16 protein-coding genes are annotated in these 19,480 nt (G+C 61.4%); 7 read left to right on the forward strand and 9 right to left on the reverse strand.

Annotation, left to right across the window (positions count from 1 at the left end):
- Positions 1-55 precede the first annotated feature (55 nt).
- The 4 genes from CFB82_RS29435 (at position 56) to CFB82_RS29450 (ending at position 4,696) form a co-directional block, all read left to right on the forward strand.
- Positions 56-487 carry a MarR family winged helix-turn-helix transcriptional regulator gene (locus CFB82_RS29435; RefSeq protein WP_069250988.1) on the forward strand — a complete coding sequence of 144 codons (432 nt, stop codon included), beginning with the start codon at positions 56-58 and terminating at the stop codon, positions 485-487.
- A 64-nt stretch (positions 488-551) separates the two neighbouring features.
- Positions 552-1,646, forward strand: a complete 1,095-nt coding sequence (locus tag CFB82_RS29440) for an HlyD family secretion protein (RefSeq protein ID WP_089486317.1) — start codon at positions 552-554, stop codon at positions 1,644-1,646.
- A gap of 13 nt (positions 1,647-1,659) precedes the next feature.
- Positions 1,660-3,234, forward strand: a complete 1,575-nt coding sequence (locus CFB82_RS29445) for a DHA2 family efflux MFS transporter permease subunit (RefSeq protein ID WP_089447268.1) — start codon at positions 1,660-1,662, stop codon at positions 3,232-3,234.
- A 19-nt stretch (positions 3,235-3,253) separates the two neighbouring features.
- Positions 3,254-4,696, forward strand: coding sequence for an efflux transporter outer membrane subunit (locus tag CFB82_RS29450; RefSeq protein WP_089486318.1), 1,443 nt, complete (start codon positions 3,254-3,256; stop codon positions 4,694-4,696).
- Between the two features lie 50 nt (positions 4,697-4,746).
- On the opposite strand, the gene CFB82_RS29455 is transcribed toward CFB82_RS29450, so the two are convergent.
- The 3 genes from CFB82_RS29455 to CFB82_RS29465 form a co-directional block, all read right to left on the reverse strand.
- A complete protein-coding gene (locus CFB82_RS29455; protein WP_089486319.1) occupies positions 4,747-4,929 on the reverse strand; it encodes a hypothetical protein in 183 nt (60 codons plus the stop codon).
- A gap of 6 nt (positions 4,930-4,935) precedes the next feature.
- Positions 4,936-5,568 (reverse strand): glutathione transferase, encoded by a 633-nt coding sequence (gene yfcF, locus CFB82_RS29460; protein ID WP_089486320.1) that lies wholly within the window; start codon positions 5,566-5,568, stop codon positions 4,936-4,938.
- A gap of 142 nt (positions 5,569-5,710) precedes the next feature.
- A complete protein-coding gene (locus tag CFB82_RS29465; protein WP_089486321.1) occupies positions 5,711-6,121 on the reverse strand; it encodes a TIGR02594 family protein in 411 nt (136 codons plus the stop codon).
- Positions 6,122-6,304: 183 nt separating this feature from the next.
- Between CFB82_RS29465 and CFB82_RS29470 the strand changes: the two genes are divergently transcribed.
- The 3 genes from CFB82_RS29470 to CFB82_RS29480 all read left to right on the forward strand — a co-directional run bounded on the left by CFB82_RS29470 (position 6,305) and on the right by CFB82_RS29480 (position 9,919).
- Entirely contained in the window at positions 6,305-7,216 is a 912-nt protein-coding gene (locus tag CFB82_RS29470) for a LysR substrate-binding domain-containing protein (RefSeq protein ID WP_089486322.1), read from the forward strand.
- 138 nt (positions 7,217-7,354) lie between these two features.
- Positions 7,355-8,671: an MFS transporter gene (locus CFB82_RS29475; protein ID WP_089486323.1), complete on the forward strand. Its 1,317-nt coding sequence runs from the start codon at positions 7,355-7,357 to the stop codon at positions 8,669-8,671.
- A gap of 12 nt (positions 8,672-8,683) precedes the next feature.
- Complete coding sequence (locus CFB82_RS29480; protein ID WP_089486324.1) at positions 8,684-9,919, forward strand: metal-dependent hydrolase family protein; 1,236 nt, start codon at positions 8,684-8,686, stop codon at positions 9,917-9,919.
- A gap of 251 nt (positions 9,920-10,170) precedes the next feature.
- On the opposite strand, the gene CFB82_RS29485 is transcribed toward CFB82_RS29480, so the two are convergent.
- The 6 genes from CFB82_RS29485 to CFB82_RS29510 all read right to left on the reverse strand — a co-directional run bounded on the left by CFB82_RS29485 (position 10,171) and on the right by CFB82_RS29510 (position 19,381).
- Positions 10,171-13,164 carry an AAA family ATPase gene (locus tag CFB82_RS29485; protein ID WP_089486325.1) on the reverse strand — a complete coding sequence of 998 codons (2,994 nt, stop codon included), beginning with the start codon at positions 13,162-13,164 and terminating at the stop codon, positions 10,171-10,173.
- Positions 13,161-13,754: an ABC-three component system middle component 1 gene (locus tag CFB82_RS29490; RefSeq protein ID WP_089486326.1), complete on the reverse strand. Its 594-nt coding sequence runs from the start codon at positions 13,752-13,754 to the stop codon at positions 13,161-13,163. Before CFB82_RS29490 ends, CFB82_RS29485 begins: the two co-directional genes overlap by 4 nt.
- A 2-nt stretch (positions 13,755-13,756) precedes the next feature.
- Positions 13,757-15,724 carry an ABC-three component system protein gene (locus CFB82_RS29495; RefSeq protein WP_143750979.1) on the reverse strand — a complete coding sequence of 656 codons (1,968 nt, stop codon included), beginning with the start codon at positions 15,722-15,724 and terminating at the stop codon, positions 13,757-13,759.
- A gap of 254 nt (positions 15,725-15,978) precedes the next feature.
- Positions 15,979-16,434 (reverse strand): GNAT family N-acetyltransferase, encoded by a 456-nt coding sequence (locus tag CFB82_RS29500; RefSeq protein ID WP_089486328.1) that lies wholly within the window; start codon positions 16,432-16,434, stop codon positions 15,979-15,981.
- Between the two features lie 190 nt (positions 16,435-16,624).
- Positions 16,625-17,413 carry a hypothetical protein gene (locus CFB82_RS29505; protein ID WP_089486494.1) on the reverse strand — a complete coding sequence of 263 codons (789 nt, stop codon included), beginning with the start codon at positions 17,411-17,413 and terminating at the stop codon, positions 16,625-16,627.
- Positions 17,414-17,518: 105 nt separating this feature from the next.
- Positions 17,519-19,381: a methyl-accepting chemotaxis protein gene (locus CFB82_RS29510; RefSeq protein WP_089486329.1), complete on the reverse strand. Its 1,863-nt coding sequence runs from the start codon at positions 19,379-19,381 to the stop codon at positions 17,519-17,521.
- Positions 19,382-19,480: the final 99 nt, after the last annotated feature.

The following is a 19,480-nucleotide window of genomic DNA, read 5'->3' on the forward strand; positions in this document are numbered from 1 at the left end:
ATCTGATCGCGCCCCGCCACTCGCCTCGGGCCGCATTGCCTCCTAACATGTGTACATGCACAAGATGACGCTCACCGATGACGATTGCTTCGCGGTCCGGCAGGCCGCCCGCCGGATCTCGCAGTTCTACGAGCGCTATCTGTCGCGGGCGGGCGTGACGCCGTCGCAGTACAGCATTCTCGCGCTGCTGCGCGACCGGCCCGGCTTGACGATGGCGACGCTGTCGACCGTGCTGGTGATCGAACGCACCGCGCTGCTGCGCGCGCTCAAGCCGCTCGTCGGCGCGGCGCTGGTGGCCGGCCGGATCGAGCCGCGATGCCGCCGCCAGACGTTCGCGCTGACCGCGCACGGCGAAACGAAGATCGCCGACGCGCACGTGCACTGGCTCGCCGCGCAGGAAGCGTTCGAGCAGCGGTTCGGGTCGGCGCAGGCGGCCCGCCTGAGAGACGAATTGTTCCGGATCACGCACAACCTGCCGGAACGCTAGCCCCTTCCCCGATCGACGACACGTTGTCGGTCGCTTTGATAAGTGCATATACATAGGTGAATCGATGGAAACGACCCAAGCCGCTGCCTCATCCCGTGAAGCAGCCACACTCGACCAGCCCGCGAAGCAACAGCGCCGCGTGCCGTGGATGCGCATCGCGGTGGGTGCCGTCGTCATCGTCGTCGCCGCCGCCGCGCTCGACTGGCTGTTCGTGCTGCGCTTCCAGGAAAGCACCGACGATGCGTATGTCGGCGGCGACGTGACCGTGCTCGCGCCGAAGGTCAACGGCTTCGTCGACAAGATCCTCGTGACCGACAACCAGCGCGTGAAGGCCGGCGACGTGCTCGTGCAGCTCGATGCGCGCGACTACGACGCGAAGCTCGCGCAGGCCAGCGCCGAAGTCGACAGCGCCCGCTCCGCCGTGACCGAACTCGAGGCGAAGCAGCAATTGCAATATGCGGTGATCGGCCAGCACACGGCCGACAAGAATGCATCGTCGGCGGAGCTGACCCGTGCCGCGTCGGATCGCGTGCGCTACCGCGAGCTCGTGAAATCCGACGCCGTGTCGAACCAGATCGTCGAACGCGCGGACGCCGATTACTCGAAGGCCGGCGCCGCCGTCGACCGCAGCGACGCCGCGCTGCTCGCGTCGAAGCGGCAGCTCGACGTGCTCGGCGCACAGCTCGCCGATGCGCGGGCCCGCGTGAACACCGCACTCGCCGCGCAGCGCGTCGCCGCGCTCAACGTCGAATACACGACGATCCGCTCGCCGGTCGACGGCTACGTCGGCAATCGCACGGGCCGCGTCGGGATGCTCGCGAACGTCGGCGTGCCGCTGCTGACGGTCGTGCCGGCATCCGGGCTGTGGATCGACGCGAACTTCAAGGAAGACCAGCTGCGCAAGATGCACGCCGGCGATCGCGTCGACGTGTCGCTCGATGCGTCGAACACGAAACTGCACGGCCGCGTCGACAGCCTCGCGCCCGCCACCGGCGCGACCTTCAGCGTGCTGCCGCCCGAGAACGCGACCGGCAACTTCACGAAGATCGTCCAGCGCGTGCCCGTGCGCGTGCATCTCGATCCGCAGCCGGGCCTCGACCACGTGCTGCGCCCCGGCCTGTCCGCGGTCGTGACCGTGCACACCGGCCACGCAAGCTGAACGGGAGACGACGATGACCACCGCGTTTTCCGGCGACCCCGCGTCGCAACCAACCAAACAGCGCGTGTTCGCCTTCGCGCTGATGTGCGTCGGCTTCTTCATGGCGACGCTCGACATCCAGATCGTCGCGTCATCGCTGCGCGACATCGGCGGCGGACTTTCCGCCAGCCAGGACGAACTGTCGTGGGTGCAAACCGCCTACCTGATCGCCGAGATCATCGTGATCCCGATGTCGGGCTGGCTGTCGAAAGTGATGTCGACGCGCTGGCTGTTCGCCGCATCGGCGGTCGGCTTCACGATCACCAGCATGCTGTGCGGCGTCGCGTGGGACATCAACTCGATGATCCTGTTTCGCGGGCTGCAGGGTGCGCTCGGCGCCGCGATGATCCCGACCGTGTTCACCACCGCGTTCGTGCTGTTCCCCGGCAAGCAGCGGCTGATCGCATCGACGACCATCGGCGCGCTTGCCTCGCTCGCTCCTGCGATCGGCCCCGTGATCGGCGGCTGGATCACCGATCAATGGTCGTGGCACTGGCTGTTCTACCTGAACCTCGTGCCGGGCATCGCGGTGGCCGCGCTCGTGCCGCGCTACGTGCACATCGACGAACCCGACCTCAGCCTCATCAAGCGCGGCGACTATCTCGGCATCATGCTGATGTCCGGCTTCCTCGGCTGCCTCGAATACGTGCTGGAGGAAGGCCCGCGCAAGAACTGGTTCGGCGACGACGCGATCGTGATCTGCGCATGGATCTCCGGCATCTGCGGTTTCCTGTTCATCGTGCATGCGCTGACCGCGAAGGATCCGATCGTCGACCTGCGCGCGCTCGTCGTGCGCAACTTCGGGATCGGCAGCCTGCTGTCGTTCGTGACCGGCATCGGGATCTTCGTGACCGTGTTCCTGACGCCGCTGTTTCTTGCGCAGGTGCGTGCATTCAGCTCGCTGCAGATCGGCATGGCGCTGCTGTCGGTCGGTGCGTTCCAGCTGATTGCGCTCTGTGCGTATGCGTTCGCCGCGCGCTTCTTCAGCCTGCGCGCGCTGCTCGTGTTCGGGCTGATCTGTTTCGGGCTCGGCTGCTACCTGTACACGCCGATCACGCACGACTGGGGCTGGCGCGAACTGCTGCTGCCGCAGGCGCTGCGCGGCATCGGCCAGCAGTTCAGCGTGCCGCCGATCGTGACGATGGCGCTCGGCTCCTTGCCGCAGTCGCGCCTGAAATCGGCGAGCGGCCTGTTCAACCTGATGCGCAATCTCGGCGGGGCGATCGGCATCGCGGTGAGTGCGACGATGCTCAACGACCGGCTGAACTTTCACTACCTGCGCCTGAACGAGCACGTGAGCGCCGGCCAGCCGCAGATCGCATCGCTGCTCGACCGGCAGGCCGCGTACTGGACGTCGGTGGCCGGCAACACGCTGGACACCGCGCAAGCCGGGCTCGCGAACCTGCATCACCTGATCTATCGCGAGGCGCTCACGCTCACCTATGCGGATGCGTACTACGCGCTGTCGCTGTGCTTCGTCGTCGCGCTGCTCGCGGTCGTCTTCTCCAAACCCATTTCCCTGAACGCGCCGCCGCCGGACGCGCACTGAGGTTGAGGTCATCACCATCATGAAAAAACTTCTCGTCGCCCTCGCCGTCAGCGCACTCGCCGCAGGATGTGCGGTGCAGCCCGCGCAGCATCCGGCGCTTCAGGATTCGGTTCGGACGCTCGCGCCGGATGCATGGGACACCGATGTGCCGCGCGCGGACATCGACGCCGCCGCGTGGTGGGCGCAATTCCACGATCCCGCGCTCGACCGGCTGATCGCCACCGTACTCGACGGCAACCTCGATCTGCAGGCCGCCGCCGAACGCGTGAAGCAGGCGCAGGCATTGACCGTACAGAAGCGCGCGGTGCTGCTGCCCGAACTCGACGCGACCGCGCATGCGGCCGACGCACGGCAGAACACGCCGCCGCCGCTCGGCTATGTGCGGCAGGCGGGTGCCGGGCTCGCGTTGAGCTGGTCACCCGATGTGTTCGGCGGTGAACGGCTCGATCTGCTTGCCGCGCAAGCCGAGCTCGTCGGGCAGAAGCATGCGGAGGATGCGATGCGGCTCGCACTCGCGGCCGATGCGGCTTCCGCGTATGTCGATCTGCGCTGGGCGCAGCAGGAGTTGAAGATCCTGCAGGACAACGCGAAGATCCGGCAGCATGCGCTCGAACTCACGCGCAAGCGGCAGGCGTTCGGGCTGTCGACCGAGCTCGACGTCACGCGTGCGCAGAACCAGCTCGATGCACTCGAAGCGCGGATTCCGCCGACGCAGGCGCAAATTGCGCATCAGCTCAATCTGATTGCGGTGTATTCGGGGCGGACGCCGGAATCGGTCGACCGGCTCGTGCTGGCGCAGGCTGGGGAGATTCCCGCGCCGCCGGTGGGCTCGCCGGGGACGCTGCCTTCGCAGGCCTTGCTGCGGCGACCGGATGTGCTGACGGCGTATGCGCAGGTCGAGCGACGGGCGGCTCAAGTCGGTGTGGCGAAGGCCGAACGGTATCCGAAGTTTTCGTTGAACCTGACGGACGGGATTCTGGCGGCTTCTTATCTCGGGTTGCCGACGTTGACCGATAACCTGTTCAGTGCGGCGTTGAGTGCGACGAGTCCGATCTTCAACGCGGGGCGGATTACCGCCGACATCTCGCAGAGCGAAAGCCGGATGCGCGAGTCGGAACTCGGGTTGCGGCAGACGATGCTCCAGGCGTTGCGGGAAGTCGAGGATGCGCGGGCGAATCTCGTCAGCTCCGATGAGGCAACGCGCAGGCTGGGTAGCGCGCTGGCTGCTTCGGACAAGGCGCTTGGGTTGGCGAATCAGCTCTATAAGGGCGGTGCGACGGATTTTCTGGATGTGCTGTCCGCGCAGGAGGTGTATCTGCGAGATTCGGATTCGCTGAATCAGGTCAAGCGCGAGCATGCGCTGGCGGCGGTGGCGCTGTATCGGTCGCTTGGGGGTGGGTGGAGCAGGAATGACGCGGCGGGTGGGCCGCCGACGGAAACGGAGGCTGTGGCGAAAAACTAGGCGGGATCACGACAGGGCGCCGGCATCCATACTTGCCGGCGCCCCGCTCTTCAGCCGCACGATCCGAGACATTGGACCGTCGTCAACGCAATCGAGTAAGCCACGATCCACGCAATACCCAATCCGACGATCACGGTGACGATACGCGTGATGAGCTTGTGCCAGAACCGGATCGCAACGAACACGCCTGCCGCCAACAGGAGCACCATGAGGATCGGCCAGATCACGTTCATAGCGAATTACAACGGCGGCCGCTTCAGCTTCACACAGCGCTGCACCAACGGCCGTTCCCACTGCGCACGCGCGTAGTCGGCGAGACGCTGCGGCACCGGATCGTCGTTCAGCACCAGACGGTTCAGCATCACCGCCAGGTCGACATCCGCGATGCTCCACTCGCCGAACAGGTTCGCCGCGCCCGGCGCGAGCAGCTTGTCGGCAGCCGTGAACAGCTTCTGCGCGGCGGCCTGCGCCAAGCTCGACAGCGGCTCGCTCGACGGCCCGTAGAACAGCACTTCGGTCGACCGCTCCGTCCGAACCGGCATCAGGTCGCTGCGCAGCCACGCCTGCACCTGCCGTGCACGTGCGCGCTGGCGCGGCTCGACCGGATAGAGCCGCGTACCCGGGAAAGTCTCGTCGAGATACTCGGTGATCGCCGACGATTCCGACAGCGCGAAATCGTCGTGCACGAGCGTCGGCACGCGTTGCGTCAGCGACGTCGCCGCGTAGTCGGGGGCGAAATGCGCGCGGTTGCCAAGGTCGACGGTCACCAGTTCGTACGACAGCGATTTTTCGTCGAGCGCAACGAAGACCGACATCGCGTAAGAGCTCGTGTATTGCGTATCCGCGTAGAGACGGAGATGACCGGTTTGCACTGCTGGCTCCTTGTGGGTGCGGAGACCGGCGGCGGCTCGTTGATGCGCCGGCGGGCTCCGGGTGGGTCGATGCGGTTGCGTGACAGGTTAGCAGCAGCTGGTTACGCGGTGTTCGGGGTTTTGTGTGTGCTCAGCGTTGTGATCATGCGGCGTCGGGCCAGCGGTAGCCGATCACTTCATTCAACGGATACGCAAGTTCGCGCACTTCTTCCAGTTGGTTGCCGCCGAAGAGATACACCTGTTCGTCGTCGTGACGCAGGTAGAAACCGACGTGCCCTTTCCAGCTTGCGGGATCGTCACGCGTCAGGATCGCGATGCAACCGTAGACAGGCCGTTCCAGCGGCCTCCCCCATTCAAGCCACGAACGCGCCAGCGCAGAACCCGTGCCACGAATACCGACATGCGTCATGCGCCAGTTGACGAAGGACGAACACCAGGAAATCTTGTCGTCGTAGCCGACCAGGTTCGTCTGGTTGTTGTATTCGACGATGCGCGGGTTGATGCTGCCGGGCGGATGGCGGCGGATGCCGAGTTCGGCCATCGCGACGGGCATCCACGGCGGATGGGCGGCTTCCGGTTTGCTCTCAGGGTTGAATGGGGTCACGTCGTTCTCGGGCGAGTGTGTTGTGCGGTCAATCTTCGCATGAATGCGGTGACTGGGGCACCCTGCTTCCTTGTGTTTTCCTTTCGATCCGCTCGTATCATATCGGCAGCCTCCTCGACCTCCCAAGCTGCCATGCGCATCACGCCCCTGCCGCCCCTTCAGTGCCTCATCGCGTTCGAAGCCGCCGTGCGGCATGCGAGCTTCACGCGCGCGGCCGCCGAGCTGCATCTGACCCAAAGCGCGATCAGCCGCCAGATCCAGCAGCTCGAGGAATTCCTCGGCCGCTCACTATTCGTGCGCGAACATCGTTCGCTGCGGCTCACGATCGCCGGCGAGCAATACGCAGCGCAGGTGCACCATCTCCTCACGCAATGCGCGGAAGCCACGCACGATGTGATGAAACCCTACGGCGATCTCGAACTGACGATTGCGTGCTCGTCCGGTGTGGCGCTGCTGTGGCTCACGCCGCGCCTGCCCGAGTTTCGCGCCGCCTATCCGGACATCAAGCTGCGGCTGATCGTGCGCGACGGGCTCGCGTCGATGTCGGCGGCGGAGTTCGACGTGGGCGTCTACTACGTGCGCCAGCAGGCGCCCGCCGAATACACCGCGCGCCGCCTGTTCGACGAGGAAGTGTTTCCCGTCTGCGCGCCGGGTTACCTGGCCGGCCGCACGCTCGCCGCGGCCGATCTCGCGAACGAGACGCTGCTGCGCCTCGAGGACGGGCAGCGTCAGTGGATGTCGTGGTCCGAATGGTTCGACCAGAACGACATCGACCGGCAGAAGGCACAGCCGCAGGACATCACCATCAACTCGTATCCGCAGATCGTGCAGATGACGATTCTCGGCCAGGGCGTGTCGCTCGGCTGGCGCTACATGATCGATGCATGCATCGAGGCTGGTCTGCTCGTGCGCGTGACGGAGGCATCCGCGAGCCACGGTGGCGGCTATTACGTGATCTCACCCAACGACCGCGCGCAGAACCACGCCGCACGCCTGTTCACACGCTGGCTGTTCGAACAGGCGGAGCGGCAGACGGCGCCCTGACCCATCCATCACGCAATGCATGCGTCCAGCGCATGCGTGCATGCAAATCTTTCGTTTCAGAAAAAAATCGCGCTGTCCTTAGCATGGGTTCACGCGGGGCAGCCGTCCCGTCTTCTGATTCCGATAGAGGAAGAGACCATGCAAGGAACGCTTTCCCCGCGCGCCGCGCCTGCCGTCGACGCGGCCGTGCAGCAGCGCCGCCGCGCCATCGTCGCGACCGTGATCGGCAACGGCCTCGAATGGTTCGATTTCACCGTCTACAGCTTCTTCGCGGTCATCATCGCGAAACTGTTCTTTCCGACCGGCAACGAACTGACGTCCGTGCTGCTGACCGTCGCGACGTTCGGCGTCGGCTTCTTCATGCGGCCCGTCGGCGGCATCGTGCTCGGCGTCTACGCCGACAAGGTCGGGCGCAAGGCAGCGCTGTCGCTCACCATCCTCATGATGGCCGCCGGCACCGCGCTCATCGGGCTCGCGCCGACCTACGAACAGGCCGGTATCGCCGCGCCGCTGCTGATCGTCGTCGCGCGGCTGCTGCAAGGTTTCTCGGCCGGCGGCGAGATGGGCGGCGCCACCGCGTTCCTCACCGAATACGCGCCGCCGGAGAAGCGCGCGTACTACTCGAGCTGGATCCAGTCGAGCATCGGCTTCGCGGTGCTGCTCGGCGCCGCGACCGGCACCTTCGTCACGACGTCGCTCGACACGCAGGCGCTGCATAGCTGGGGCTGGCGGCTGCCGTTCCTGCTCGGGATCATCGTCGGGCCCGTCGGCTACTACATCCGCAGCCATATCGACGAGACGCCCGCATTCAGTGCCGTCGAAGCGCAGGCAAAGGAGAGCTCGCCGCTGAAGGAAGTGCTGTCCACCTACCCGCGCGAGACGTTCGCGAGCTTTTCGATGGTCATTCTGTGGACCGTCTGCACCTACGTGCTGCTCTTCTACATGCCGACCTATTCCGTGCGCACGTTGCACCTGCCGCAATCGACCGGCTTCGCGGCCGGCATGGTCGGCGGACTGATGATCATGTGCTGCTCGCCGATCGTCGGCCGGCTCGCCGACGTATGGGGACGACGCGTGTTCCTGTCCGGATCGGCGCTCGCCATTTTCGTGCTCGCGTGGCCGATGTTCGCGTGGATCAACCACGCGCCCGGGTTCACGTCGCTGATCGTGTTCCAGGCCGTGTTCGGCGTGCTGATCGCGACCTACACGGGGCCGATCCTCGCGGCGTTCGCCGAACTGTTCCCGACCAAGGTGCTGTCGACCGGGTTATCCGTTGCCTACAACTTCGCGGTCACGATCTTCGGCGGCTTCGCGCCGTTCCTGATCACGTGGCTCATCGCCCGCACCGGCAGCAACATGGCGCCGGCCTTCTACGTGACGCTCGCGGCGGCCGTCAGCTTCATCGGGACGCGTTTCGTGAAGGACGCCAAGCGGGCCGCTTCCGTCAATCGATAAGGATCTCTCTCCATGACCATTACCGTGCTTCAAGGCGGCAACGTCCTCGATCTCGAACGGGGCGTGCTGCTCGACCATCATCATGTCGTGATCGACGGCGACCGGATCGTCGAAGTCACCGATCGGCCGGTGGATTTTCCGAATGCGCAGGTGATCGACGTGCGCGGCAAGACCGTGATGCCGGGGTTCATCGATTGCCATGTGCACGTGCTGGCTTCGAATGCGAATCTCGGCGCGAATGCGACGCAGCCGAATATTCTTGCGGCGATTCGGTCGTTGCCGATTCTCGATGCGATGTTGTCGCGTGGGTTCACCAGCGTGCGCGATGCAGGCGGCGCGGACTGGAGCTTGATGCAGGCGGTCGAAACCGGGCTGGTGTCGGGGCCGCGGATTTTTCCGTCGGGTAAAGCGTTGTCGCAGACGGGCGGGCACGGGGACTTTCGGCCGCGCGGGGACTTGCTGGAGCCTTGTTCTTGCTGTTTCAGGACGGGGGCGATCGCTCGGGTGGTGGACGGGGTCGAAGGTGTGCGGCTTGCCGTGCGTGAAGAAATTCAGAAAGGCGCGACGCAGATCAAGATCATGGCGTCAGGTGGCGTGGCGTCGCCGACCGATCCGATTGCCAACACGCAGTATTCCGAGGACGAGATTCGCGCGATCGTCGACGAGGCCGAGGCCGCGAATACTTATGTGATGGCGCATGCGTATACGGGGCGGGCGATTGCGCGGGCCGTGCGATGCGGCGTGCGGACGATCGAGCACGGGAATCTTGTGGATGAGGCTGCGGCGAAGCTGATGCGTGAGCATGGCGCGTTTGTGGTGCCCACGCTTGTCACTTATGACGCGCTTGCCAAACACGGTGCGGAGTTCGGGATGCCGCCCGATTCGGTGGCAAAGGTGGCTTCCGTTCAGCAGAAAGGACGCGAATCGCTCGAAATCTATGCGAACGCCGGCGTGAAGATGGGGTTCGGGTCGGATCTGCTCGGGGAAATGCACGCATTTCAAAGCGGAGAGTTTCGGATTCGGGCCGAGGTGCTGGGGAATCTGGAAGCGCTCAGGTCGGCGACGACCGTCGCGGCGGAGATCGTCAACATGCAGGGGCAGCTTGGGGTCGTGGCGGCGGGAGCGATCGCGGATCTGGTCGTGCTGGATGGGAATCCGCTCGAGGATATCGGGGTGGTGGCCGGTCAGGGGGAACGCGTTGAATATGTGTTGCAGCGGGGGAAGGTTGTGAAAGCGCGCGCGGGTTAGGGTTCGCGGTTGCGCGGGTCCCTCCGCGTACAGCGGTCGTGACAATAGTTAAAGGTGAACATCAACATGAACACGGTGCCCGCAATAGCGCCCGCTCTCAGTTGTGTTCTCGCGGAAACAGCAATCCAGCATCAACGGCCACGCGAAGCGGCCCTTGATGCTTATGCCTGTTCCTCTTCCTGAGGCTGCCGCACTGTAAGGCTGCTCGCGCTCAGCGAGCACTTAAATCGACGCCCGTAAAAATATCTGCATTATTGAATGCGCTGTTTCGAGCTCCCCGCTTGCGCAGTGACGCCATTTTCAGTCGGCACGAGCGTCCAGATCTTGGCATCAATTCCGTCGTTTTGCAGCTTGCGCAGGAAGTAACGTGCCTGCAGAGCGTCATGGGTAGCGATCACGACCTGGAAACCATGATCAACTATGTAGTCACGCAGCAAATCGAAAACAGCAGAGGCATGCACCAGATCGTGGTGCTGCGTCGGGTCATCCAACAACAGTGCTTTCCAAGGAGACCACTGATGACTCATGGCCATTGAGAGTAGGAAGGTCAGTTGAAGATCCGCCAGCTGTGCCTCACTCGCGATATCAGGTACTGGTACCGCTTTATTGCCAAGCGGTACAGAAACACCAGCACGATCCTTGTTATATGAGCTGAAGAACTTCAGGCTTGCCTCGTGGAACCTGGACTCCCGCACGACTCGTTTCAGCAGCGCTTGCCAGCGGGGCACCACCTTGGCGACATGCTTTTGAACGTTCTCAATTTCTTTCTTGAGTGAGCCGTCCAGCAAATCCATCGCTTCCGAGATCAAGGTCAATCGCAAGAAGCTGGATTGCGCCGCATTGATGCTGTCATTGAGGAAAGCTTCGAAGACCTCTTCTGAACGGTCAAGACGCTGAGCATCAATCAGCCGCTGGGCCAGTTGTGATTCATTCAACTTGGACCAAGCAGAGATTTCTACCCCAATACCTTCGAGTGCTGAAACATAGCCCTCAAGGAGCGTCAACGTAGCGTGCAGCGTCGCTTCACGGGCCTGTGCAGCCTCCGCAAGTGGGTCACCGGTCAACTCCAGCTCTTGCCAGCTTGCCCGGAATTGAAGAAGGCGAGTTTGAACCCTTCTGATTTCTTCCTCAATCCTCTTGACAACGGCCGATGACTCAAGCAGCTGATGCTGTTGGGTTTCTAGGGCGGATTGCACAGTCCCGACCTTACCGTTTAGATCGCTGATCTGCTGTTCCAGCTGAGCTTTTGCTGCAGTGAGTTGCTCTATCGTACGAACCGGCGGTTCCCCATAGGTGAGCGTGGCCAGTGCGATGACTGCTTGATCCAGTCGCGTGGCCGCTTCGGTCTGTTGAACTCGGGCCAAGTCAAGCATGTGCTGTGCCGAGTTGAATGCTCTCTCAGTTTGTTCAAAGGCTTCAGGGGTAGGAAGAGCGTCCAACGCCGCTCGCTGATCAGCCAAACGCTTTTTGGCAGGAGAAATGCCATCAAGTTGCTGTCTGAGTGTCTCCCTTGCCAACGAAAGCGAGTCACTAGCCAAAATCGGATCGGTACGAAACTGCGAAACTTGCCGTCCCAGTTCCTTGCGGCTTGACTCCAAAGCACCCAACTCTCCTCGACTGAGGTCTAGTGCTTGCTGCGCTTTCTCAACCGCGATTTCACCGGCCGTTAACGCTTCCACCGCAGCCCGCAATTGCTGCTCAGCTGAGGTCAAACTAGGATTGATCGCATCAAGGGCTTGAGCCACACGGAACTGAAGTTCGGCTGCACCATGCGGCTCCAAGCAAAGCGGGCATTGATCTTGGTCAGCGGGAAGATGTTTCGCTATGGATGCAACAGCCTGACGGATTGCATCGGCGGAAGAACTGAGCGTCTCATAGTGTGATCGGGCACTGGCCTCCGCAACCTTACGCGTCTCATACGACGCACGTTCGGCATCCCGATTGATGGTCTGTTTATCGATGAGCACTTCGAGAGCTGTGATTCGCTGAACAACCTCGCTGATCCGCTGCTCAGTGGCCTGCCAGTCGGCAAGCATTAGTCGAGCCGCGTCCAGGAGATGCTCAGTCTGACTGATGCCCTGAAGCTGGGCGTCAATCTGAGCATGCTGATTACGAACGCGTTGGTTGTGCTCATGCTGCTCGCGAAGTACGCGAGAATCTTTTTCAGCCTCACGCAGGACAGCAATCGCTGACGTCAACGCATCATTACGGTGAACGATTTCCTGTTTGGCAGTTTTTTCTCCAATCAGGCGCTCAAGTTGCTGCCCGATACTAGTAAGCTCTTGCCGTGCAGAGTAGATACTGGCCTGATACTCCTGCAATGCGGCACTGCCTTGAGCCCTTGTAGTTGTGTGGCGCTCAAACGCGTCACTTGCCGCTGTGAGGTCTTCATTGAGCTTTTCAAGCTGCTCCTGCGCCGAAACGAAGCTTTCAACAAGATCATTTACCAATGCGAGGCTTGAGATATGCGTCCGAACCCTGTCAACCTTTCCTTGCAAAATCTCGGACAGTGCGGAGTGTGCAATCGCCAGCCCCTCTTGGCTTATAGGTCCGGTCAACAACCCGGGTGGAATCTGGCTCAGGCTTTGCGTCTGGTTTGCAGCTTCAGAGAGCATGTCAGCAATTCGATCGCGCGGGCGTAATGCACCTACTGCACCGGCAGCAGCAATGTCACGCTCCTGAAGTAGACGAATCCACTCGTTCAAATCAGTCTTATGCCCAATCAGCGCTTCTTCCGCACGGTTTTTTTGCTCCGTCAGCGAGCGTCGCACAGCAGCAAGGGTGGCGCGAGCTTTAGAGCCATCGCTACCGATCGGCAGCTTGGCGAGCTGTGATCCTGCTTCTTTTTCCTCCGCATTGACGATCCACCCGTTCTCCCTCTGATCTAAAATGTGGGTTAGACGCAGCAAGAATGGGACGTCATTTTCGGATACATTAGGGAAGACGCTGCTTAAGTCTCCGTCCTGGCTAACCTTGCCCGCTGCAGTCACGCGTGATGTCGCAGTTAGCTCAGAGAAGTTCAGACTGACTGTCGCTGCAGCCTGATCATCACGAATGATGTGGGTAAGGTCGTCGCGGAGCCGCGCGATTTTCCCGGTTAGGCCAAACTCGATCGCCTCGAATACTGTTGTTTTGCCGGTACCATTGGGTGCGAGCAAAATAGTCGCTCCGGGACTCAGCTCGATCGTGACGTCAGACCCGAATTTGCGCAGGTTCGACAGGGTGATGGAATTCAACGTGCTCACGACTGAACCTCGCTTTCACTCAGCGAATCGGTAAGGACACGCACCACATCCGCTCCGCTTGGGTTGGTCAGAAGCTGCGCTTTCCAGGCAGCAATGTGAGGAGCCGACCAAGGGTGCGCAATGGACAGTGTGTTCAACGCCGACACCAAAGGATCGCTAAGTGTCTCGTCATCGCCAGCCGGATCCAAGGCCGCCAAGAATGTCCGGTTAAGAAAGTCACCAGCCGCTTCAGATTCACGCACAACAACCTTGCGGCAAAACCTGTCATCAGTCTCAATACGAGCTGCATCATCCTTGGCAATACCGCTGATCATCAGAAACATATAGAGGTCTGCAGTCTCTGGCTCCGGCAGCACATCCCGGACATCGGCAGCCCATTGATTGGCCGCCTGCAGGGCCGTTAATGGGAGCTCCATGAGCAGAACTGTCCGCCAGCCCGCCCGTTCCATATGTGAGCGTTTGAGCCGAACAACATGCGAGTCGCACTCGACCTCAGGCAGCATAAGCTCCGTTACGTCCCTGGGACACACGTCATACCGCCCCTCTACACGCTGAATGATTGCGCCAGTCAATTCCTGCAGTGTCAGCATGATTAATGTCCTTCCCCATGAGCTTGGATTGCACCTTCGCGCGCATCGCGCCAAGCATCCCAATGACGTTTAAATTGCCCCTGCAGCTCGGCAAGTGTCCCGGTTCGCAGGTACTTGAGCACCCCAAATCGCGTCACCAGCAACTTGGGCTGTCGCTCAGCTGCCATGCTATTGCGGGTCTCAAAATCATCAGCCATTCCGGACTCGAGCAGACTCGTGGGAGACCCTTCGACGCCTGCAAGAATGACCACCGGCGCTGGTGAAGGCCCCAAGACGGCCATCAGGTCATCGGCAAGAGGCCTGGCGCCGCCGTGATCGCCTGAAGCGCCCGACCAGTTCTTCAACGCGATGCTAAGAACATCCCCAACTTCAGGGATTTCACGCCAATTGCCGTCGTCGTTGCCGATTGCGACGCACACTAGAAGCAGCATCAAAATAGCGGATTCGAGCAGGTCTGCAGTGCGAGGCCCGACGCGTAGCGCGTGCTTCCCGTCCAAGCCTTCTGTTTTGGGGTACATCAGCTGCTCAAACAGTGACTCACGCGCAGTGGCGTCAGCTGTTAACTCAGCGGCCCAGGAGCGCCATTTCGGTTCCAATGCTGCCAACAACGGAGTGTCGGATACCGCGTTCAACCTGGCCGTGATGCGGGTTTGTAGCTGCTCCCACACAAGATCGTTCATTGCAGTGTGAAGTGCTGAAGACTCGTCCCGAGTTGCCAGGATCGTCGAAAGCTCGCGACTCGACGCGCACGACAGCGCCTCTAAATTCTCTATCCAAGGAAGCTCATCAAGGTCACTTTCGCTGATCCCAAGCGTTCTACCGAGCTCGTTCCCGGCCCCTTGCCGCCAGAGTGGCTCACCCAAAAGCAGGCAATGGCTCCCGCTTTTCAAGTGCAGAGCCAAGCGAAGGATGGCGGAGGGGAGAGCCACAGCATTTGGCGTAGGCGGGCAGTAGGTAGCGTGCAGCCGCAGCCTTCTGTTGTTACCGCCCGCCGTCCAGTGGTGACCGACAATTTCCGCGGCAGCATGACGCACTGGAAAGCTCGACGTGCCGTTAAGGTTGTGGGTACCAGCTACCATCCAGCTCGACCCAGCCGGCGGCTTCATGAGGTATTGCGTCCAGGTCTCAGCGTCTGATCGAAGTGCGTCTTTGAGATGGTTGATCATCGCATGACAGCTGATGGCGTTAACATCCGTGGTACTTGTTGAAATGTACCCTACCAGCTTCTCAAGGGTCACCCGCGGATCATTGAAGTGCCGTCCTAACGACTCGCACGCACGGTCTTCAAGGTTCTCTTCACTCCCAACGGCATGGATCGTGAGTGCCCGCATCGTTTGGCGAACGTGATGCCAGTCGGTAAAACCGCACCAGGTTGTCAACCATTTGTAGACATTTTGCGTTGGGGTATCGGTGCGGCTGGAGAGGGCCGCCAGGTCAAGGCCATCCTGCTTGCAGAGTCGGCAAAACTCATGCAGGTGATTCGCGGTAATGGAATCATTCGATTTGCCCTTGATGATGACTTCCAGGCCGAGCAGGATGAGTGAAAAGGCACGGGCTGGCGGCTGCTTGGACTGCGGATTGAGACTCCAGGCAGACAAGCTCTTCATGGCCTTATCAAGCTCAGAATCGATCGAGCTATCGGGAGGGACAACTGGTGTAGCACTCGCTGCCGCCTTGCTGCTGGCCTTGGGTTTATAGGACTTGATGTAGTCGGCTTTATCGATGTGCTTATCGCTGAAGGGGGTCGTCTGCCGTTTGATCTGGAAGTGCTCGTAATGCTCATCCGCATGGTAAACGACCACGTCATCCCATTCGCCGATACCGCCCTGCTCGGCGCCGATCAGCAACGGTGCAGTGCGCCCATCCAGGTATCTGTCCACCATTTCCGACAAACGTTGAGCAATTACCAGCTTCTCATAACGGCCTTTTTGCTCAAGCCGGAACCTTCTTATCATTCTGAATCCCTTCAAGCATTTCGTTACCCAAAACACCAATGGCAGATGGCTACATAGTAGCGAGACGGCTTGGCCGAAGAAACAGCGCTCTCAACACCTTCCCGTAATTTAGTAGCAGTTGGCATCAGAGTCCAGCCTGCGAGCAGTCAACTCAGCGCTGTAAGAAAGCTGCCTGGTTCAGGATTGTTACGACAGGCTGCTTTTGGCCGAAACCGGATGACCAACTGGACACCACTAGATACCATTGCGAGTCCATTCGAGCCTCCCCCTCAGGACGCGATGTGTTTTTGCATGAAAACGCTCAACGGATCGTCCGTGTAATGACCAAACGGTCCCCGACGCTGATATCCGGCAGACGCATACAAAGCCAGCGCCTCAGGTTGATAGGGGCCAGTCTCAAGCCTGATCACCTTGCAACCCGAACCGACTGCCCGGGACTCAAGCATAGTCACAAGCTTCCTCGCCACACCCTGCCCGCGGCCACGTGGGCTGACATACATCCGCTTCAATTCGCCAAATTCGGCGTTGAGGACAATCGCCCCGCAGCCGATCGCCTGCCCCTCACTGTCCCGCGCAACGGCGAACAGCACATTGGATTGGTTCAGCGACGCGATATCCAGAGCGTGCCGGCTCTCAGGCGGATACAGGGTGTCCTGGTACGCATCCAGATCGGCGATGAGGGCGATCACGTCGGGTTGGTCGGGAGACTCGAAAGCAATAGTCATAGCAAACGAAGCTTGGCAAAAAGGGAAATTGAAGTACCCGGCGAAAGCGCCGTGCTCGACATCGATGGCCGCCTGGTCTTCAGCCGCCGATTGTCAGCGATGTCCAGTGCTGTCGAACCGCTCAAAAGAACGGGCGAATCCGACCCATCGTGATATCGCCCGACTCACCGACCATCGAAACAATCGCATCCTACTGAACAACCGCATCGACCATCGCTTGCGCTTCGGACACAAACCGCGAATAGCGCCGCTGTTTAGGCAATTGCTGCGCGAAACAGGCTGGCCGCGGTTCCTCGGCCACGTGCCCCGCACTGCAAGCGACAATCGTCGGCAACGTCGCATCCCGCCACATGAGATAAACCCGTGCGCCCTGCTTAATCGACACCATCAACGTATTCGGCCCATCCGGCATCCCGTCCTGGCTGTCACCCAGCAGCAACGCCTTCACCACCGCATCAGCCGGTTTCCGCTTCACCGGCAATTCGGCAAACCGATACTCCGCAGCGTCGCCACCGAGTACGTCGGTATAAAACGTCTCGTTATCGAAGATAACGGCAACATCATCCGCCGACTTGATCCCCGCATCCGCCGTCGCCACCCAGGCCTTCAAAAGCGGAACCGTCGTCACAACGAGATTCACCTTCCCGTCATTCGACTTCAAGAGCAGTCCATCCGGCCCGGGCGTCATCCCGTTGTCGATGTAGAGGGTCTCCACGGTACTCCCCGCCTTTGCGGAAAACCCTCTCGCCCTGACCGTCCCGACAAGCTTAACCAGCCGCGCATTCACCTCGGCCGTGTATTTCTTGTCCAGATCCGCCTGATCTTCCGTTCGCGCGGCTGTAATCGCGTCAACGGCCTTCTTCCGATAGGTAAGGTAAGAATCGGTCGGCGACGCAATCACCTTCGCCCCCACCGCAGCCGCCACCGCGACGAGCACCGCCGCCCCCACCCCGATCTTCCATTTGGAAATGCGTTTCATTTTTATAGACGTCACCGAATCCCGCGCAAACATGCAAAAACGGCTGCCGTAACCCCACGGCAGCCGTCCCTCAGAAACGCCTTATTCTAAATCGCGAATCAGACTTTAATCATCCACCTTGAAAGCCGATACCAGCCGGGTCAATTCCGCCGCCTGCTGCTTCAAGCTCGCCGCAGCCGCCGCGCTTTCTTCCACCAGTGCCGCATTCTGCTGCGTCATCTGATCGAGCGACTGCACCGCATCCCCGATCTGATCGATCCCGGCACTCTGCTCGAGGCTGGCTTCGGCGATCTCGCTCATCATCGCGCTCACGCCTTGAACCTGCGACACGACATCGCGCATCACCTTCCCGGCCTCACTCACCAGCCGCGACCCGGTATTCACCGTGCCCGCGCTATGCTCGATCAGCGTCTTGATCTCCTTCGCCGCCTGCGCGCTGCGCTGCGCCAGATTCCGCACTTCCGAAGCGACCACCGCAAACCCGCGCCCCTGCTCGCCAGCTCGCGCCGCTTCCACAGCCGCATTCAACGCCAGAATATTCGTCTGAAACGAAATGCTGTCGATCATCACGATGATCTCCGAGATCCGCTGCGACGCGTCGCTGATCTCCTGCATCGTGGTCACAACCTCACCCACCACCTGCCCACCACGCGCCGCCGTATCGGCAGCACCGTTGATCATCTTCGCGGCCGTCGTCGCCGTTTCGGTGTTGTTCCGCACCACGGCCGTGATCTCTTCCATCGACGAAGCCGTGCGCTCCAGGTTGCTCGACTGCCCTTCAGTGCGTTCGCTGAGATCCGCATTCCCCGTCGCAATCTGCGCCGACCCGGTCGCAATCGACGAGGAAGCCGCGCGAATGCTGTGCACCAGCGTCGACAGCGACGACACGAACCGGTTGAACGCATCCGACAACTGCCCGATCTCGTCCTGGCTCTCGACCGTCATCCGGCGCGTCAGGTCGCCCTGACCGCTGGCGATCTCCGACAGCAGCGTCGCCGCGCGACGAATCGGCGCGGCAATCGCACGCCCCACCAGCCAGATCACAAGCAGCGCAACACCCAGCCCCACCACCGCCGCAACCAGCGCCGCGCTGCGAATCGCACGCGTCACCGGCCCAAGCAGCTCAGCCTGCGGCACCTCGACAACGACATACGCATTCAACTCCGGAATGAACGAAGTCGCGATAAAGCGCGCGCCGCCATCACCGTTGTAGCTCAGATACGCATACGGCTGACCAGCCAGCAACGTCGACGACGCATCCCCCGGCAACCCCTGCTGATCCTTCATGAAATGCTTCCCATCGATCAGCGCCGTATCGCGATGCATCATGATCGCGCCGTCGGGACGCACGAGATACGCGAACCCGGTCTCGCCGATCCGGTAAGCAGCGATACCCTTCGCGAGCGCATCGACGGACAGGCTCATGCACGCAGCGCCAATCGGCACGCCATCGAGTTCAACCCGGCTGTTGATGAACATCATGTAGCCACCGACCGTCACCTCACGGTCCATGTTCACGTCGAACGCCTTGCCGGACGACAGGAAGCCGGTCAGCCACTGATCCTTGTCGGTCACCTTCCGCTGCAGGCCGGATTCGTTGTAGTAGTTGCCGCTCTTCACGGACACCCACTGCACCGACGCCGCCTTCTGCTCGTCCTTCACGTTCTTCGCGAGCTGGATCCAGTTGCGCGTGCCGGCGTCGGGTTCGCCGTCGGCTTCCCATTGCAGCAGGAACGCATCGCGCGCGAGAATCCGCGACGCGGCGATCGGCCCGGCCATCTGCCGCTGCACGTCGGCGCGGATGCCGTTCACGGCCGTCGGCAGCTCTTCGCGGACGACGCGATCGCGCACCGCGTTGCCGATCAGGCGGATGCTGAGTCCGCTCGAGATCGCGACGAACACGAGCAGGCAACTCGTCATGCTGAGAATCAGCTTGTTCTGTATGGAAAGCTTGCGCCAGAAATGCATGGGGAACCCTCGATAACCGCTCGGTCTGAGCCAGTTTGGGTTATCGGCATGCACGCGCAGAACCGCATCGCTGATTTCACATGCTCATCATGCGAGATT

Source organism: Burkholderia sp. HI2714 (assembly GCF_002223085.1).
In the GTDB taxonomy this organism is placed as follows: Bacteria; Pseudomonadota; Gammaproteobacteria; order Burkholderiales; family Burkholderiaceae; genus Burkholderia; species Burkholderia lata_D.

Excerpts from the sequence above, each read along its gene's own strand:
- CFB82_RS29465 (WP_089486321.1), bottom strand. The coding sequence starts at position 6,121 with ATGCCCGTCGCGATGGCCGAACTCGGCATCCGCCGCCATCCGCCCGGC.
- CFB82_RS29510 (WP_089486329.1), bottom strand. The coding sequence starts at position 19,381 with ATGCATTTCTGGCGCAAGCTTTCCATACAGAACAAGCTGATTCTCAGC.
- CFB82_RS29440 (WP_089486317.1), top strand. The coding sequence starts at position 552 with ATGGAAACGACCCAAGCCGCTGCCTCATCCCGTGAAGCAGCCACACTC.
- CFB82_RS29480 (WP_089486324.1), top strand. The coding sequence starts at position 8,684 with ATGACCATTACCGTGCTTCAAGGCGGCAACGTCCTCGATCTCGAACGG.
- CFB82_RS29435 (WP_069250988.1), top strand. The coding sequence starts at position 56 with ATGCACAAGATGACGCTCACCGATGACGATTGCTTCGCGGTCCGGCAG.
- CFB82_RS29470 (WP_089486322.1), top strand. The coding sequence starts at position 6,305 with ATGCGCATCACGCCCCTGCCGCCCCTTCAGTGCCTCATCGCGTTCGAA.
- CFB82_RS29445 (WP_089447268.1), top strand. The coding sequence starts at position 1,660 with ATGACCACCGCGTTTTCCGGCGACCCCGCGTCGCAACCAACCAAACAG.
- CFB82_RS29490 (WP_089486326.1), bottom strand. The coding sequence starts at position 13,754 with ATGCTGACACTGCAGGAATTGACTGGCGCAATCATTCAGCGTGTAGAG.
- CFB82_RS29505 (WP_089486494.1), bottom strand. The coding sequence starts at position 17,413 with ATGAAACGCATTTCCAAATGGAAGATCGGGGTGGGGGCGGCGGTGCTC.
- CFB82_RS29500 (WP_089486328.1), bottom strand. The coding sequence starts at position 16,434 with ATGACTATTGCTTTCGAGTCTCCCGACCAACCCGACGTGATCGCCCTC.
- CFB82_RS29475 (WP_089486323.1), top strand. The coding sequence starts at position 7,355 with ATGCAAGGAACGCTTTCCCCGCGCGCCGCGCCTGCCGTCGACGCGGCC.
- CFB82_RS29450 (WP_089486318.1), top strand. The coding sequence starts at position 3,254 with ATGAAAAAACTTCTCGTCGCCCTCGCCGTCAGCGCACTCGCCGCAGGA.
- CFB82_RS29455 (WP_089486319.1), bottom strand. The coding sequence starts at position 4,929 with ATGAACGTGATCTGGCCGATCCTCATGGTGCTCCTGTTGGCGGCAGGC.